Source organism: Streptomyces sp. NPDC050535 (genome assembly GCF_044457665.1).
In the GTDB taxonomy this organism is placed as follows: Bacteria; Actinomycetota; Actinomycetes; order Streptomycetales; family Streptomycetaceae; genus Streptomyces.
Map to the genome: position 1 here is coordinate 70,736 of NZ_JBITHE010000005.1, position 14,716 is coordinate 85,451.

General features: G+C 70.8%; 15 protein-coding genes. 9 read left to right on the forward strand and 6 right to left on the reverse strand.

The features are described from left to right. Nucleotides 1-105 precede the first annotated feature (105 nt). Complete coding sequence (locus ACIBLC_RS13410; protein WP_399211022.1) at nucleotides 106-426, forward strand: hypothetical protein; 321 nt, start codon at nucleotides 106-108, stop codon at nucleotides 424-426. A 78-nt stretch (nucleotides 427-504) separates the two neighbouring features. Here the strand turns inward: ACIBLC_RS13410 and ACIBLC_RS13415 are convergent, their stop codons facing one another. Together ACIBLC_RS13415 and ACIBLC_RS13420 are read right to left on the reverse strand one after the other, a co-directional pair. After that, complete coding sequence (locus tag ACIBLC_RS13415) at nucleotides 505-1,086, reverse strand: hypothetical protein (protein ID WP_399211023.1); 582 nt, start codon at nucleotides 1,084-1,086, stop codon at nucleotides 505-507. A 46-nt stretch (nucleotides 1,087-1,132) separates the two neighbouring features. After that, nucleotides 1,133-1,882 (reverse strand): DUF4232 domain-containing protein, encoded by a 750-nt coding sequence (locus tag ACIBLC_RS13420; RefSeq protein ID WP_399211025.1) that lies wholly within the window; start codon nucleotides 1,880-1,882, stop codon nucleotides 1,133-1,135. Between the two features lie 214 nt (nucleotides 1,883-2,096). Between ACIBLC_RS13420 and ACIBLC_RS13425 the strand changes: the two genes are divergently transcribed. Then, nucleotides 2,097-3,458, forward strand: coding sequence for a helix-turn-helix domain-containing protein (locus ACIBLC_RS13425; RefSeq protein ID WP_399211026.1), 1,362 nt, complete (start codon nucleotides 2,097-2,099; stop codon nucleotides 3,456-3,458). 339 nt (nucleotides 3,459-3,797) lie between these two features. Beyond that, complete coding sequence (locus tag ACIBLC_RS13430; RefSeq protein WP_399211027.1) at nucleotides 3,798-4,673, forward strand: TauD/TfdA dioxygenase family protein; 876 nt, start codon at nucleotides 3,798-3,800, stop codon at nucleotides 4,671-4,673. Between the two features lie 18 nt (nucleotides 4,674-4,691). Here ACIBLC_RS13430 and ACIBLC_RS13435 read toward each other — a convergent pair whose 3' ends face one another. Next, nucleotides 4,692-5,897 (reverse strand): PucR family transcriptional regulator, encoded by a 1,206-nt coding sequence (locus ACIBLC_RS13435; protein ID WP_399211028.1) that lies wholly within the window; start codon nucleotides 5,895-5,897, stop codon nucleotides 4,692-4,694. A 298-nt stretch (nucleotides 5,898-6,195) separates the two neighbouring features. Between ACIBLC_RS13435 and ACIBLC_RS13440 the strand changes: the two genes are divergently transcribed. From ACIBLC_RS13440 to ACIBLC_RS13455, 4 genes are all read left to right on the forward strand, one after another. Beyond that, nucleotides 6,196-7,071, forward strand: coding sequence for a DUF4394 domain-containing protein (locus ACIBLC_RS13440; RefSeq protein ID WP_399211029.1), 876 nt, complete (start codon nucleotides 6,196-6,198; stop codon nucleotides 7,069-7,071). A gap of 180 nt (nucleotides 7,072-7,251) precedes the next feature. After that, on the forward strand, nucleotides 7,252-7,638 hold the full coding sequence (locus ACIBLC_RS13445; RefSeq protein WP_399211030.1) for a hypothetical protein: 387 nt from the start codon (nucleotides 7,252-7,254) through the stop codon (nucleotides 7,636-7,638). A gap of 212 nt (nucleotides 7,639-7,850) precedes the next feature. Then, a complete protein-coding gene (locus tag ACIBLC_RS13450; protein WP_399211031.1) occupies nucleotides 7,851-8,207 on the forward strand; it encodes a PRC-barrel domain-containing protein in 357 nt (118 codons plus the stop codon). A 34-nt stretch (nucleotides 8,208-8,241) separates the two neighbouring features. After that, complete coding sequence (locus ACIBLC_RS13455) at nucleotides 8,242-8,412, forward strand: hypothetical protein (RefSeq protein WP_399211032.1); 171 nt, start codon at nucleotides 8,242-8,244, stop codon at nucleotides 8,410-8,412. Nucleotides 8,413-8,564: 152 nt separating this feature from the next. On the opposite strand, the gene ACIBLC_RS13460 is transcribed toward ACIBLC_RS13455, so the two are convergent. Together ACIBLC_RS13460 and ACIBLC_RS13465 are read right to left on the reverse strand one after the other, a co-directional pair. Next, nucleotides 8,565-8,966, reverse strand: a complete 402-nt coding sequence (locus tag ACIBLC_RS13460; RefSeq protein WP_399211033.1) for a DUF5994 family protein — start codon at nucleotides 8,964-8,966, stop codon at nucleotides 8,565-8,567. Between the two features lie 65 nt (nucleotides 8,967-9,031). Continuing rightward, nucleotides 9,032-10,060 (reverse strand): acyl-CoA desaturase, encoded by a 1,029-nt coding sequence (locus ACIBLC_RS13465; RefSeq protein ID WP_399211034.1) that lies wholly within the window; start codon nucleotides 10,058-10,060, stop codon nucleotides 9,032-9,034. Between the two features lie 415 nt (nucleotides 10,061-10,475). Between ACIBLC_RS13465 and ACIBLC_RS13470 the strand changes: the two genes are divergently transcribed. Beyond that, a complete protein-coding gene (locus ACIBLC_RS13470; RefSeq protein WP_399211035.1) occupies nucleotides 10,476-11,834 on the forward strand; it encodes a DUF3500 domain-containing protein in 1,359 nt (452 codons plus the stop codon). Between the two features lie 28 nt (nucleotides 11,835-11,862). Here ACIBLC_RS13470 and ACIBLC_RS13475 read toward each other — a convergent pair whose 3' ends face one another. Then, a complete protein-coding gene (locus tag ACIBLC_RS13475; protein WP_399211036.1) occupies nucleotides 11,863-12,363 on the reverse strand; it encodes a hypothetical protein in 501 nt (166 codons plus the stop codon). A gap of 383 nt (nucleotides 12,364-12,746) precedes the next feature. Here ACIBLC_RS13475 and ACIBLC_RS13480 point away from each other — a divergent pair, with 383 nt between their 5' ends. Further along, nucleotides 12,747-14,690 carry a YncE family protein gene (locus ACIBLC_RS13480; RefSeq protein WP_399211037.1) on the forward strand — a complete coding sequence of 648 codons (1,944 nt, stop codon included), beginning with the start codon at nucleotides 12,747-12,749 and terminating at the stop codon, nucleotides 14,688-14,690. Nucleotides 14,691-14,716: the final 26 nt, after the last annotated feature.

A 14,716-nucleotide genomic window follows, 5' to 3' on the forward strand; every position in this document is an offset into this window, starting at 1 on the left:
CAGGGCCTCGGCCTCTACGGCGGGGGTGTCTCCACCCTGCGGTAGAGGCTCTGTTCGTCCGCTGCGCCGACGACTCGCCGCCCGGCCGACGGAATGCTGATGGGCATGGACATTACTTCGCTCGTCGTCGCGCTCAGTGCGGTCGTCATCATCACGGCCGCCCTCCTCACCGTCACCAACGAACCCCCGCTGTGGGTCTACCTGTTGTCAGGCGCGGGCACTCTGCCCCTGACCGGCGCCCTGCTCAAGACGTCTGCCCTCACCTCCGCCGTCGGGGGCAGCTCCGTCGGCGAATGGGCCGTACGGGTCGCCGTCGTCTCCACCGTCACGGCCACGCTGAGCTTTTTCATCGGCGGCAGCAGCCACAGCGGCGCCGACGACGACCACGCCTCCGACAGCCCGCCGTCCCCCCACCCAACGGCCTGAGCCCCTGGAGCAGGAGAGTGCCTCTGCCGCTCCCCGGCTCCCCACGGCCCGGCACCCGGCACGCCGACCGTCCGCAGGTCACCAGCCGCGGGAAGGAGCCCGCTCGTCCGACGGCGGGTTCCACCAGGCCGGCGGCGGGGGTGCGGGAGTCCAGTCCGGCCCGCGGTGCTCCCACCACCATCTCCCTATGACGTCGACCTTCTCCTCGAAGCCGCGGTCCCAGGCGAGGAACCCGGTGATGGGTGCGCGCAGCCGGGTACGGCGACCGCTCACCTCGTGGATGACGACCGTTCTAGTGCCCAGGAGCGGCTCGACACCGATGGCCTGGACGTCGCTCCAGGGGATGGTCCGGCGACGCAGGTTGTGCACGACGGCCGCCGCCGGGGTGAGGGTGATGCCGAAGTAGGAGGGGAGCGCGCCGCCCAGGACCAGGGCGGCGGCCCAGACCACCGACACGGCGATCAGACCACCGGAGTACATGCCGCCGGTCCAGAGCTGGCTGCCGAAGACCGCGGTCGCGAGGAACGAGGGCACGACGGGCAGCACCCGTTGCCAGACGGTCACCCGGTAGCGCGGTTCGACCGACGACGAGGTCCCGCCCGGCGAACGCCCCACCACAGCCACTCCGTTACCCGAGGCGGCCACCGCCGCGATGATCATCGGTGCAGCTTGTCGGCCCGCTGCCTCGGTGTCCAGCCCCTTCCTGTCACCAGGCCAGGGCGTCGGCCATCTCCGTCTGCCAGTACGAGACGCTGAGCGAGCTGTCGACGTACACGCCCTTCGCGGGCAGCGACGGCCTCGCGGCGGCACTCGCGCCCGTGTCGAAGTAGACCTCGAGGGACTTGGCCGTGTAGCCGTCCGAGCCGCTGCCGTCGGCGGCGGAGAGAAGGACGCTCGCGTAGCCCGACTCGCCGGGGACCAGCGTGACCACGGCCTGCGGCTTGGAGTCCTCGATGGCCGGCGGGACGGACTGGGCGTCGCCGAACCGGACGGCCGGATAACCGACGAGGTCACAGTTCTTCGAACCGGTGTTGGTGACGGTGAGAAGGACGTGGTTCAGCGGGCGCGAGACCACCGTCGCGGTCGTCCTCGTGGCGGCGGGGGAGCAGGGGTCGAGACGGGAAACCGAGCCGTTCGAGCCCGAGGAGCCGGAGGAGCCCTTGGAACCGGAGGCGCCCGCGGAGCCCGTCGAACCGGTCGAGCCGCTCGCGCCGCCGCTCGTCGAGCCCTTGGAGGTCGAGCCCGCGGGGTCGGCCTGCCCCGCCCCCGTGGACGTTCCCCCGCTCGCCTCGGGCGAGTTCGTGCCGGACGCCGTGGGCGAGGAGCCGGCCGTGAAAGCCCCGGAGGCGCCCTCGTCCTGGACGCCCTTTCCGGTGTTGCACGCCGTCAGCGTCAGCGTGGCGACCGTGAGGACGGCGGCGGCGAGCAGCTGGGTGCGGCGAGTACGTGTGGACATGTGATCCCCTTGGTGCGGTACGGGTCTGTGCACCGGCCGCTCGACCGGGTGCCGGGAGCGGCGTGCTTGGATGGCCAGAGCTTGTGCGGTGATCCGTCCCAGCCGCCACAGCCGCCAGGACATCCGGGACGCTGGAACGCTGGCACCACCTCTGACCTGGGGGAACGACCTCCCCCTGGAATGACGGTCCGGGACGGGACGAAGGGGAGGAACAGTGGCGGGGGAGGACTTCTCGGAGCTGTTGGGCCGGCTGAAGGAGCGGTCGGGGCTCAGTTACGGGGTGCTCGGAAAGCGGCTGCACATGAGTGCGTCCACGCTTCACCGGTACGTCAACGGGGATGCCGTACCGACGGACTACGCACCCGTGGAACGGTTCGCCCGGGTGTGCAGGGCGACATCCGAGGAACTGGTGGACCTGCACCGGCGCTGGATCCTCGCGGATGCCAGACGGGGACAGAAGGCGGCCGGGGCCTCCGTCGGGGGAGAGCCACGGACGGGAACGGCGGAGGTTCCCGAAACCGATCCCGAAGCCGTTCCCGAAACCGAGTCCGCCCCCGAGCCCGCTCCCCAGTCCTCTCCCGAAGCAGCTCCCGCGGCCGACCCCAAGGCCGTCCCCGCAGCCGTCCCCGAGGTCGAGCGGCCGACCCCGGCGGGGGCTCCTACAGCTCGCCGCCGGCGTACCGTCCTCCTCGCCGCCGTCGCGGTGGTAGCCGCTGTCGCCGCGGCCACGCTCGTGGTGAACCTGGTACCCGACAAGGGCCAGAACGACCGGGACGGTAAACGGTCCGTGGGGGCCGCCGCCTCCGAGTCCGCCGAGACGGCGGCCCGCTCCTCCAAGTCGCCCGACGGGAAGGGCGGTTCGGCCTCGCCGTCCGCCTCGCGCAGCGCCAGTCGTACGGCTTCCGCCTCTCCCGGTGGCGGGGCCGAGGCGGTCCCGTCCGGCGGTTCGGAGGACGACGGGGCCACCGCGCCCACCGTCACGGTCGATCCGTACAAGTGGGACAACCCGTGCAGCCAGCACTACCTGGTCGACCAGGAGGCCGGGCAGGTGCCTCCGCCGCCGGCCGAGCCGGACGCGCGTGGCTGGGTCAGGGCCCTCGGCGGAGTCGCCGCCGGGCAGCAGATGCTCGCGCTGACCGTGCAGGGCACCGGAGAGGCGACGGTCGTCCTGGAAGCGCTGCATGTCCGGGTGGTGGAGAAGAGCGCTCCGCTCGCCTGGAACGACTTCTCGATGGGGGTCGGGTGCGGTGGCGGCGTGGAGACGGCGTCGTTCGGTGTGGACCTCGACGACGGGCGCCCCTCGCTCTCGCCCAAGGCCGGGCAGCGCGACTTCCCGTACAAGGTGACCGAGTCCGACCCCGAGGTCTTCTACGTGTTCGCCGACGCGCGGGCGTACAACGTGAGCTGGTACCTGGAGCTGGACTGGTCGAGCGGCGACCGGCACGGCACCGTACGCCTCGACGACCAGGGCAACCCCTTCCACACCAGCGGAAACGCGGGGCGACCCGCGTACACCTATCCGCCCGGCTACTCCGAGTGGGGCCTGGACGAGTGGGAACCGGAGATCCCCGGCTGAGCGGGCCGCGCTCGCTGCCCACGGGTCCAGGGAGTCCCGCCCACAGGTCCAGGGAGTGGAACACCCCTTTCCGGCGGGCTGCCGCTGCTGTACACCTGGGACACATGACTCACGAGCTCCTGGTGCGAAGGCTGGTCATCGACCTGTGCCACCGCCCGGCCCCGTGTTGTCGCTGATCCGGCGCTTCTGACGCCCCCTTCCCGCCGCGCGGTCATGGCACCCGGCGAGGACCTTCCCCTGTAGCACCCCCTTGCGGACCGCCGTCGAGGACGGCGGTGTTCCGCGGCTCCCGCGGCTCGGTGCCGACCCCGTCCCGAACTCCCAGCAAAGGACACACAGATGAGCATCCTCAGCGACCGTCCTGCGGCGACGCGGCTGCCGGTCATCGAGCTCGGCCCGCACTTCGGGGCCGAGGTCCACGGCATCGACCTCGGCCGCCTCGACGACGACCGGGTCACCGCGATCCGGGAGGCACTCGTCCGGTACAAGGTGCTCTTCGTGCGCGGGCAGCACGGTCTCGGCGACGCGGCGCAGATCGAGTTCGGCCGCCGCCTGGGCGAGGTCACCGTCGGGCACCCGGTCCACGACTCCGGTGACGTGGCGCCCGAGGTGTACGCCCTGGACAGTCAGGACAACGGGTTCTCCGACGTCTGGCACACGGACGTGACGTTCGTACGGCGGCCCCCGGCGATCTCCGTCCTGCGGGCCGTGGTGCTACCCCCCAACGGCGGGGACACGAACTGGGCCGACAGCCAGCTCGCCTACGAGTCGCTGTCCCCCGGGCTGCGCACGTACGTCGACACGCTCACCGCCGTCCACGACGGCAGCCGCGAGTTCGGCTACTACCTGGCCCAGCGCAGGCAGGGCCGCGGCAACCTCTGGGACGGCGAGGTGTTCACCGAACTGACGCCGGTGGAGCACCCGGTGGTGCGCGTGCACCCCGAGAGCGGCCGCAAGGGCCTGTTCGTGAACCCCGGCTTCACGTCGCACATCGTCGGCGTCTCGGAGTACGAGAGCCGCGGCATCCTCGACATCCTGTACGCCCACCTCACCAAGCCCGAGCACGTCGTACGCCATCGCTGGCAGCCCGGTGACGTCGCCCTGTGGGACAACCGCAGCACGGCCCACTACGCCAACCGCGACTACGGCGACCGGCACCGCGTCATGCACCGCATCACCCTGCGCGGGGACACACCCGTGGGCCCGGCCCGATGAGCTGAGGACGCGGACCGGTCAGCGCCACGATCCCGACAGGCTCCGGGTGACGACCGCGCTGAGGACACGCACGCCGTGCGTCGAACCCGGGTCGAGGTCCGTGAGTTCGCGGACCCGGCGCAGCCGGTAGTCCAGGGTGCGCGGGTGGACGTGGAGGGCTTCCGCCGTGGGGCCGCGGTTCATGTCGTGGCGGTAGTACGCGTCGAGCGTGACGAGAAGGTCGGGGCCGGGCTCCAGGCGCCGGGCCACCCGGTGCAGCCAGTCGTCGACGAACGGCACGTCCGCGACCGCGAGTTCGACGAAGACGTCGGCCATGGTGTGCGGCCGCAGCCACGCGGACGCCGGCCGCAGCGGGGCCGCCCCGCTGATCCGCCGCGCCCGGTCGAGGCCGCCGGCGAGCCCGGACAGCGGTGCGCCGGCGGTGCCGACGGCGCAGGGGCGGCCGAGAACCTGGGCGAGGTCCCGCAGGAGTCCGCTCACGGCGGGCGGCCACGGGGTCTCGGCGGCTCGGGGCACCAGGGCGATCAGCTCGCCGGCGCCCCCTCCGCGCTCCGGATTCCAGGTGAGCGGCATCTGGTGGGTCTTCACCAGCACCTCGATCTCGCTCTCCAGGGCCCGATCGCCGACGGGCAGGTCCGGCACCCGGATCACCGTCACGTCGTAGTACTCGGCGAGTTCCATGCCCGCGACCAGGGCGAGTTCCTCGGCCGTGGGGTCCTCGGCCAGCAACGACCTTGCCAGCAGGGTGACTTGTTCGACGTACGGCAGGCGGCGCCGCATCACCGTCACGAAACCCTGACGGTAGGCGCCGATGCCGCGCTCGCCCTGCGGGGCGAACCAGCTCATGATCCGCATGAGTTCGTCGACGTTGCCGCCGCGCTGGGCGTCCGTCGCCTCGTTGATCTCGCGCAGCATGAGCGCGGTGTGTACGCGCAGGACCTGTTGCCGCGACTCCCGGGACATTCCCGACCCGGCCCGTGACTCGCCCATCGACGCGATGTAGCCGAGGTCGTCGTCGGTCAGCATGCCGTTTTCCGGGGCCAGTTCGACCGTACGGCGCCTGAACCACACCGAGTACTCCAGCGTCTCGGCCCTGGCCCGGGAGTTCACGTCCAGGGAGCCGAGTTCCGGGATCTCGCGCACGTACGTCTCGACCTCACGGCGGGCGTTGGCCGACGCGTGCCGGGCCAGCTCGGCGAAGAGGCTCCCCATGAGCGTGAGCATGTCACACAGGGTGAGGAGTCGACAGACGAAAACTGGACGGGGATTTGTCACTCCGGGTGAATCGGTGAGGATTGCGCCGCGGGCCCATTTGTCACCGTGCGCGAAGTTCCCGGAACCGGACGTTCCGATCGCTCGATCCGCTTGTCGGGCAGGGGCGGCCTGGGCTTAATGGAAACCGCGCTGCCGCCTGCGGAGTACACGCATCGCTTTCACCGCGCGAATCACCCGGAATCCCAGGCGGCCCCATTCTCCGCGCGCGCCGGAAAACCACGTTCATTCACCTGGGAGGGAAACACCCATGAAGTCTGCGAGCAGAAAGAGAATCGCGGCGGCGGTCGCGCTCATGTCCGCGGCGACCGCGCTCACGGTGGCCGCCCCCGGCTCCAGCTCCGCCGCCCCCACCGCCGTCCCCAGCCTGCGGGCGTTCGGGATCACCGGTGACGGCACCCTGATGGCCACGTTCACCACCGACCGGCCGCAGGTCCTCGACTGGGTCCGGGCCGTCACCGGTCTCGTCGGCGACACCAAGCTGCTGGGTATCGACCACCGGGTACAGAACGGACTCATGTACGGCCTCGGCGACAAGGGCGGCATCTACACCATCACCACTCCGCCGGCCACCGCCGACGTGGTCGTCACCAAGGTCTCCCAGCTCCAGACCGCGCTCTACGGCACGACCTTCGACATCGACTTCAACCCGGCGGCCGACCGGTTACGGGTGATCAGCGACTACGGCCAGAACCTGCGGCACAACCTCAACGACCACACCACGGTCACCGACAGCGCCCTGAACATCCCGCCCGCCACCACGATGGCCCAGGGCGTGACCGCCGCCGGCTACACCAACAACGACCTGGTCGGGTCCACCGGGACGACCCTGTTCGACATCGACACCCTCAACGACCAGGTAGTCATCCAGTCGCCGCCCAACGCCGGCAACCTGGTCGCCACCGGCCTCCTCGGCTTCGACGCCGGCCTCAACGCGGGCCTGGACGTCTTCAGTTACCTGACCAACGGCAAGACGACCTCGACCGCCGCCTTCGCCACACTCACGCCGTACGGCGCGAGCACGCCCTCGCTCTACAGCATCAACGTCCTCACCGGAGAACCGACGGCCGTCGGCCAGTTCCCGCTGAACATCACGGACCTCGCCATCTCCCTCACCGGAAGCTGAACCACTCCCGGCACTTCCCGCCTCGCCGCGGCCCGGCTCCTCCCGGACCGCGGCGAACCAGTTGCGCCCTTCGGGCGTAGGGTCGGCGTGCCCGCTGTCCACCAGCCGCCCGTACCCCGGCCGCGACCACACCTCGTGGGCACTCAGCCGGCACGAAGCACAGGGAAGTGGCACACAACCATGTACGACCAGACACGCGCCCAGCAGCCCGCGACCAACCTCCCCGGCCGCGCCGACCGCCGCACCCCGGGCCCGGAGCCACTGCTCCCGCCGGACGAACGCGAGCAGCTCGCCCTGCGCCTCCAGAAGGCCCTCAACACCTTCGCCGACAACCCGGCCCAGGCGCTGGGAGAGGCCGAGGCCGCCTTCGACGAGGCCACCGCCCAACTCGTGAGCGCCCTCGCGGAACGGCGCAGCGCCCTGCACGCGGCATGGCAGGAGCAAGAACGGGAACAGGAACAGGACCAGGGCCAGAACCAGGGCCAAGACCCCGAAGCACGATCGACGGAACTCCGCCTCGCACTGAGGCAGTACCGGGAGATCACCCAACGCCTGCTGCGCATTTAGGCAGTCGGCGATCGAGCCGTGCGAGCAACTCCAGTTCCAGCAGTCCAGGCGATTCCAGCAAATTTCCAAAAATTCACGAATGTACCGAGAAGTGCCATCCGCAGTAAAATGATCCGTGGGTCGGCGCACTCTCACGTGCGGCCGCCCGGAAGGGCGACTCCGGCGTGTCCGCGCCGGAGTCGTTGCCGCAGGCGCGGCGGGAAGGAAACGGCATGATCCAGGCAGCCGACATCCGGGAGTGGCGCACGCATGACGTCGTCGACGAGAAGGGCCACAAGATCGGCGTGCTCGAGGCGGTCTATGTGGACACCACCACCGACGAACCGGCCGTGGTCACCGTCCTGACCGGGCTGCCGACCCGCCGACGCCTGGTTTTCGTCCCCGTCTACAAGGCAGTCCTCGGGCCGGGCTACCTCAAGGTCTCCTACGACAGGAACCACGTGCGGAAGGCTCCCTCGATCGGCACGGACGACGTCCTGCCCGCCGAGCAGGAACCCGGGATCTTCGAGTACTACGGCCTGACCTACCAGCCCGGCGCGAGCGGCGAACGGCAGCTCGCGCGCCGCTGAGTCCCCCGTCCGGACCAAGGGAGGTGTTCGAGTCGTGGTGGTCTTCCTGCTGCTCGCGCTCGTGGCAGTCGTGCTGGGAATCATCGGCGCGGCAGCCGACGGCCTGGGCTATCTGCTGATCATCGGCATCGTGGTGCTCGTCGCCGACGTGGCCTTCGCCACCGTACGGCTGTCCCGGCGCGCCCGGCGGCGACCGCTGCGCTGACCGCCGGTACCGGCCGGACAGACGAAGGGCGGGCTTCGGAACCCGCGTCCGCCAGACGTCCATCCCCCGCCGCGGATCCTGCCCTTCAGGGTTCCCGCCCGCCCTCTGGGAGGACGGGGACGGGCCCTCGCCCCACCCGGCCGCCGTGGCCCTCAGCGTCCCGCCGGGCCCGCGGCGGCGGTCATGAGCGGCTCGGCGGTGTCCGGCGGGGTGTCGGGCGGTACGACCAGCAGGTCCCATCGCCCCCGGCTGGGGGCGAGCAGACAGACCGTGTGCGGAGCGGACACGGCGGTGGAGCTGTGCAGGCGCACCATCCGGTCCAGGACCAGCATCCGGGCGGGCACCGACGCCCAGGTCGCCCCGTTCACCGTGACGCTGCCGATGTGGCCCCAGCCGCGCGGCAACCCGGCGAGCAGCCGGGGGAGTTCCGCGAGCAGGTCGTACGAGCGGGGCCACCACGCACCGTCGATGCGGTGCGGCAGGCCGCCGTGGGGCGCGAGCCGCAGCCGGAGAAGGGGTTGCGCGGGGAGCGGGGACTGCGGTGCGGTGAGCATGAGGGCTCCTGTCGACTTCCGTACGGCGACGGACGGGAAGGGACGGCGAGGGTGAACCCGGGTGTTCACACCCGGCGGGCGGCGACGCGTTCCGGCGCCGGCCAGCGCACCTCGCTCACCCAGCCGAGACGTTCGAGAAGGCGGATGACGGCGGCGGACGGATCGAGCTGACCGCGGTCGACGCCGTGGCGGGCGCTGGTGGGGTCGGCGTGGTGGAGGTTGTGCCAGCTCTCACCGAAGGAGAGCAGGGCCAGCGGCCACAGGTTGGTGGCCCGGTCGTGGCGCCGGGTGCGGAACGGGCGCTCGCCGATCATGTGGCACAGGGAGTTCACGCTCCAGGTCACATGCTGGAGCAGGGCGATGCGCACAACTCCCGCCCACAGCAGGGCGGTCGCGCCGTGCTTCCAGGTCCCTCCGATGGCCCAGCCCGCAGCGAACGGCAGCACGAGCGTGAGGACGCACAGGGCCGGGAAGGCGCGGGAGACGGCGCGGATGTCGCGGTCGGCGAGCAGGTCGGGGGCGTAACGGGCGGCGGGCGTCGCATCGTTGCGGAACAGCCAGCCGATGTGCGCGTGCAGCAGTCCGCGCAACTGGCCGCGCAGATGGGTGCCGTAGCGGTACGGGGAGTGCGGGTCCCCCGGCCGGTCGGTGAACGCGTGGTGGCGTCGGTGGGTGGCGACCCAGCCGATGACATCGCCCTGGAAACTCATCGACCCGGCCACCGCCAGGGCGATCCGGACAGGGCGCACGGCTCGGTAACCGCCGTGGGTGAGCCCGCGGTGGAAGCCGACCGTGACGCCGAGGCCGGTGACCGTGTAGAGGACGAGGGCCAGCAGGATGTCGACGGGATGGATGAGGCTGCCCCACAGCAACCATCCGGCCAGGCCGAGCGCCACGAACGGCAGGGCGACGATCGCCGCGGTCACGCTGACGTACAGCCGCTCGCCGCTGCCGCGGGGCGGAGCCGGGGCGTCCTCGGGAAAGGGGCCCGTCCCGTCGTACTCGTCGTGCTGTTCCCGGGACGGCTGGGCGGTGTCCGGCGGGACGGCCTGCGGTGGGGGTTCGGCCGCGGACGTGGTGGAACTGAGCGTCATGAGGAGCTCCCTGACCTCGGTGCGGGTGGCGCGGCCGGGGTCACGGGCTGCTCCGGTAGACGGAAGGACGCTGTGCTGCGGCCGGGTGGCCGGGCCTTCGTCACAGGCGAAGAGCCGACGGAGCCACGCCGGTCGAGGAACAAGGGCTTCGGTGGTCACCGGGCAGAGCCTGCCCCGAGCGCGAAGCACCAGGTGTCATGGAACCGCGAGGCCGACACCGGCCTGAACGCCGGCATACGAAGGGTCCTCGCGTCCCCACCGTACTCCTGGACGCCCGAAAGGAGCCGGTCCCGGGCGCTTCGCCCCCGGCGGGCCGACGTCGGGAGGCTTCCTCCGGTCCGCGGACGCACAGGTCAGCGCGTCTGCCGCGGATCTTCTTCAGGGAGGCCTCAGGTTCCTGCTGGAGCCTGGGCGCATGTACGGACACGGACACACCCCCCGCTCTCCCGAAGCCGAGCGCAGCCGGCGCTGGTTCATGAACAAGTCGCTGCTCGTCGGCGGCGCCGCCGCGGTGACGGTCATGACCGGATGCTCCTCGGGCTCCTCGGGCTCGGCGAGTTCCGCCTCGTCCGCCGCGGCCTCGGGCCCGCCGAGCGGCATGCCCTCCGGCGGTCCCGGCGGAGGTGGTGGCGGGGGCGGGATGGGTCCCGGGGCCAGTGAGGTCAAGTACGCCGACTTCACCGGCGTCACCACGGACGGCAAGATCGTCGAGGACCTGTACTCGATCCACTCCACCGACGTCTCCACCGACAGGATCGTCAAGGCCGCGCAGGCCTTCCTGGACGGGCTGACGACGAAGGAGCGCAAGGCCTCCGTCTTCGACGTGGACGACGACGAGTGGCTGAAGTGGAGCAACGTCGACGGGTACGAGCGCGAGGGCGCCCGGATGGGCGACCTGACCGAGAAGCAGCGCGATCTCGGGTACGCGCTCCTCGGCGAGGCGCTGTCCGCCGACGGGCTCACCCAGACCCGCAACATCATGAAGCTGAACGCGTTCCTGGGCGACTACAACGGCGGCGGCAAGGACACCCTGACCGAGGGTGCCTACTTCTTCACGTTCATGGGCACCCCGTCCACCACCAAGCCGTGGGGCTTCCAGTACGAGGGCCACCACGTGGCCATCAACTACTTCGTCCTCGGCGACCAGGTCGTCATGACACCCACCTTCATGGGCTCCGAGCCGACCTCCGCCACGTACAACGGCGAGAAGATCGTCACCTTCAAGACGGAGACGACGGCGGGTCTGGCGATGCTGCGCTCCCTGACCACGGCGCAGCAGGCCAAGGTGGTCTCCTCGACGGTGGAGAAGAGTGGCGACGACATGCAGGCCGGCGCGGGCAAGGACAACGCCAAACTCGCCTACCAGGGCCTGGCCGGCTCCGAACTCACCGACGCGCAGCGGGACAAGCTGCTCGACCTGGTTCGCGTCTACGTCGGTTACATGAACGACGGGCACGCCGAGGTGAAGATGTCGGAGGTGGAGGAGCACCTGGACGACACGTACTTCTACTGGATCGGCGCGACCAAGGACACCTCCGCGTTCTACTACCGCGTGCACAGCCCGGTCGTGCTCATCGAGTACGACGCCCAGTCCCCGATCGCGTACGGGAACAAGTCCAGCGGCACCGCGTCCAGCAGCGGCGCTCCGGCCGGCGGCATGGGCGGCATGGGCGGGACGCCCTCGCAGGATCACATCCACACCATCATCCGCACCCCCAACGGCGGCGACTACGGCGTGGACCTGCTCAAGCTGCACCTGGAGAACGACCACTGAGATTCGCCGCGGGGGAGCCCGACTCCCCTTACTCCCCTGCCCACTTGCGCAGCAGTGCCTCGCGCTCCTCGCGGCGCGGGGTGCTGTCGTCGGCCTGGTCGCGGCGCCAGGCGAGCAGGTCGCCGACGGCCGCGGTGCCGTCGGCGAGGCGCTCCAGGAGTGTGCGGGAGAGCTCGCGCTCGCTCTCCAGGTAGATACCGCCGGGGGCCGCCGGGAGAGCGCTCACCTCGACGGTCTCGTCGAGGGTCGCCACGTGCACGGTGAAGGCGGGCGGGAGTTCGCCGTCGCCGGTCACCAGGACGACCAGCGAGTCCAGGGCCATGGAGGCGAGGCGCCGGCCCGCGGACCGTACGACGAGGTCGCGGGCCTCCAGCCGCCGTACCCGGTCCCAGCTCCAGGACGCGCCGTTGCCGAGCCCGAGGGTCTCGACCCCGTCCTCCGTCAGCCGCACCCCGGACGCCGTCCCGGTGGGCTCGGCCCCCACGTACACGGCGTCCTCGGTGATCCAGAACAGGCCGACCATGGCCATCGGGTGCCTCCAGCGGCTGTGCGGTGCTCGTGGGCGAACAGCCTCGCGACGCCCACGTGTTGGCCTGTGAGACGGCCGGGGCACCCGGGTGGTTTCGTCCGCGCCGATGAATTCGCGGATACGCGGCCGACGCGTTCGCGGGTACGCGGGCGGTGAATCGCGGATACGCACCCGGCCGGCGCCCGGTCCCGCACCACCCGAACTCGGCCACCGCGAGGGGCGGTTCACCGGAAACCCCCTCCTCATCTGTCACAGGCATGCCATACGCTTCGGACAGCAGCCGCGCCCCGCGCGTCACCGCACTTCAGCGGTCATGTCCGGGTGTTGCGCGGCGCACTCAACTCCCGGCCATCCACCGGGATTTCTTGTGGGGGTACATCACTGTGCGCAGGCGCAGCATTTCGACCGCGACGGCGCTCGCGGTTCTTTTCAGTTCGGCGGCGCTGAGCGTCGTCGCGGCGGGTCCGGCGTCGGCGGTCACCGCGACCTTCGGCTCGCCCGCAGGCGTCGTCGTCGACGGAACCCGCCAGCGGGTCTTCGTCGGCGACGATTCGAACGGCAGGATCGTCGCCGTCAACTACAGCGGCAACCGTGTCGACTCGGTGAGCGGCATCGACGGCATCTTCGACCTGGCCCTGTCCGACGACGGCACCACCCTGTACGCGGCGGCGCGAGGCAGTCACGAGATCGTGGCCGTCGACGCGGACACCCTCGACATCGTGGCCCGGTATCCCGTGGCCGCGAGCATCGGCCCGCTGTACGTCGAGTTCACCGGCGGCAAGGCCTGGTTCTCCTACGAGGGCCAGGCGGACGGCGACGGCAACCTGGGCTCCATCGACCCGTCGGCCGACCCGGCCGGGACCGACGCGGTGGCACTCGGGCAGCTCCCGGGAGGTGCGGGGGCCGGGATCACGCCGTTCCTCGACACCGACCCGTCCGCGCCCGGACTGCTCGCCGTCGCCGGGAGCGACTTCTACGACTCGGCCAAGAACGTGCTGGCCGTCGTCGACGTCTCCGGCGCCACCCCCCAGGTGACCGCCAGGCAGACCGGCGACTACCCGCTGGGCAGCGTCGACGACATCGACCTCGTACCGGGCGCCCCGCAGGTGCTCATCGACGGCGCGTCCCGGCACTCCTACGCGGACGGGGCGTTCACCGCCGCGGGCGCCTACCCGGCCGCGCGGGAGGCGGACATCGCCCCGAACGGTCTGATCGCCCAGGTGAACGGCAACCAGGTGTCGGTCTACCGGCCGAACGCGACCAAGGCGGTCCGCACGTACACCGGCGACACGTCCACCATCGCCTGGGCCCCGGACTCCTCCCGGATCTTCGCGCTCGTGTCGTCGCCGAACGGCTACACCGTCAAGTCTCTCCTCGACCCCTCCCTGAGCGTCCCCACCCTCACCGTGAGCGCCCCCGCGTCCGCCACCCGGGCCAGGAAGCTCACCGTCAGCGGCAAGATCTCGGCGACCGTGCCCGTGAAGGCGGGCGCCAGGCTGACGGTCACCCGGACCGACCTGGAGAGCCCCAACGGCAAGGCGCTGCCCGCCGCCACGGTGAAGGCGGACGGCACCTACGGCTTCTCCGACACCCCGCCGGCCGGCGGCACGGTCACCTACAAGGTCGGCTACGCGGGTGACGCCGAGCACACCGCGGCCACCGCGTCCGACAAGGTCACGGTCTCCCGCGCGAAGCCGGCGCTGACGCTCGACAAGAACGGCAAGGTCTACAACCACGGCACCGACGTCGCCTTCACCGCGCACCTCGGCTCGACGTACAAGAACCGCTCGGTGGAGATCTGGGCGAACCCCTTCGGCGGCGACAAGCCCAACAAGCTGGTGAAGACCGGGAAGGTCAACTCCAGCGGGAACATCGGCGCCTGGGTGGACATGACCCGCGACACGGAGATCACCGCGGTCTTCAAGGGCGACGCCCGCTACGCGCCCCGGACCGTGAAGGTGACGGCGTTCGCCCGGGTCAAGATCTCCACCGCCGTCTCCAAGCACTACAAGACGGCCAGGATCGGGTCGACTTCGTACTACTGGTTCCACAAGAACACCGACCCGGTCCTGACCACGAGCATGTCGTACTACCCGGGCCGCATGCAGCGCTTCGACCTCCAGGTCTACTACCAGGGCTCCTGGTACTCGTCCGGCTCGGAGTACTTCGCGCTCGGCACGAACGGCAAGTCCGCGGTCAGGCTCGGCGCGCCCGGCGAGTCCGGCATCCGGGCCCGGATGCGTTCGGTCTACGTCAACAACACGTCGGGCGACACCGTGAACTCGACGACGTACGGGGCCTGGAAGTACATGTACTTCTCCAACTAGCCCTCTGGGCAAGGCCTCTCACCGGC

Coding starts and splice junctions, on each gene's coding strand:
- ACIBLC_RS13465 (WP_399211034.1), bottom strand. CDS start 10,060: ATGACGCTCAGTTCCACCACGTCCGCGGCCGAACCCCCACCGCAGGCC.
- ACIBLC_RS13460 (WP_399211033.1), bottom strand. CDS start 8,966: ATGCTCACCGCACCGCAGTCCCCGCTCCCCGCGCAACCCCTTCTCCGG.
- ACIBLC_RS13470 (WP_399211035.1), top strand. CDS start 10,476: ATGTACGGACACGGACACACCCCCCGCTCTCCCGAAGCCGAGCGCAGC.
- ACIBLC_RS13440 (WP_399211029.1), top strand. CDS start 6,196: ATGAAGTCTGCGAGCAGAAAGAGAATCGCGGCGGCGGTCGCGCTCATG.
- ACIBLC_RS13430 (WP_399211027.1), top strand. CDS start 3,798: ATGAGCATCCTCAGCGACCGTCCTGCGGCGACGCGGCTGCCGGTCATC.
- ACIBLC_RS13450 (WP_399211031.1), top strand. CDS start 7,851: ATGATCCAGGCAGCCGACATCCGGGAGTGGCGCACGCATGACGTCGTC.
- ACIBLC_RS13445 (WP_399211030.1), top strand. CDS start 7,252: ATGTACGACCAGACACGCGCCCAGCAGCCCGCGACCAACCTCCCCGGC.
- ACIBLC_RS13410 (WP_399211022.1), top strand. CDS start 106: ATGGACATTACTTCGCTCGTCGTCGCGCTCAGTGCGGTCGTCATCATC.
- ACIBLC_RS13415 (WP_399211023.1), bottom strand. CDS start 1,086: ATGATCATCGCGGCGGTGGCCGCCTCGGGTAACGGAGTGGCTGTGGTG.
- ACIBLC_RS13435 (WP_399211028.1), bottom strand. CDS start 5,897: ATGCTCACGCTCATGGGGAGCCTCTTCGCCGAGCTGGCCCGGCACGCG.
- ACIBLC_RS13475 (WP_399211036.1), bottom strand. CDS start 12,363: ATGGCCATGGTCGGCCTGTTCTGGATCACCGAGGACGCCGTGTACGTG.
- ACIBLC_RS13420 (WP_399211025.1), bottom strand. CDS start 1,882: ATGTCCACACGTACTCGCCGCACCCAGCTGCTCGCCGCCGCCGTCCTC.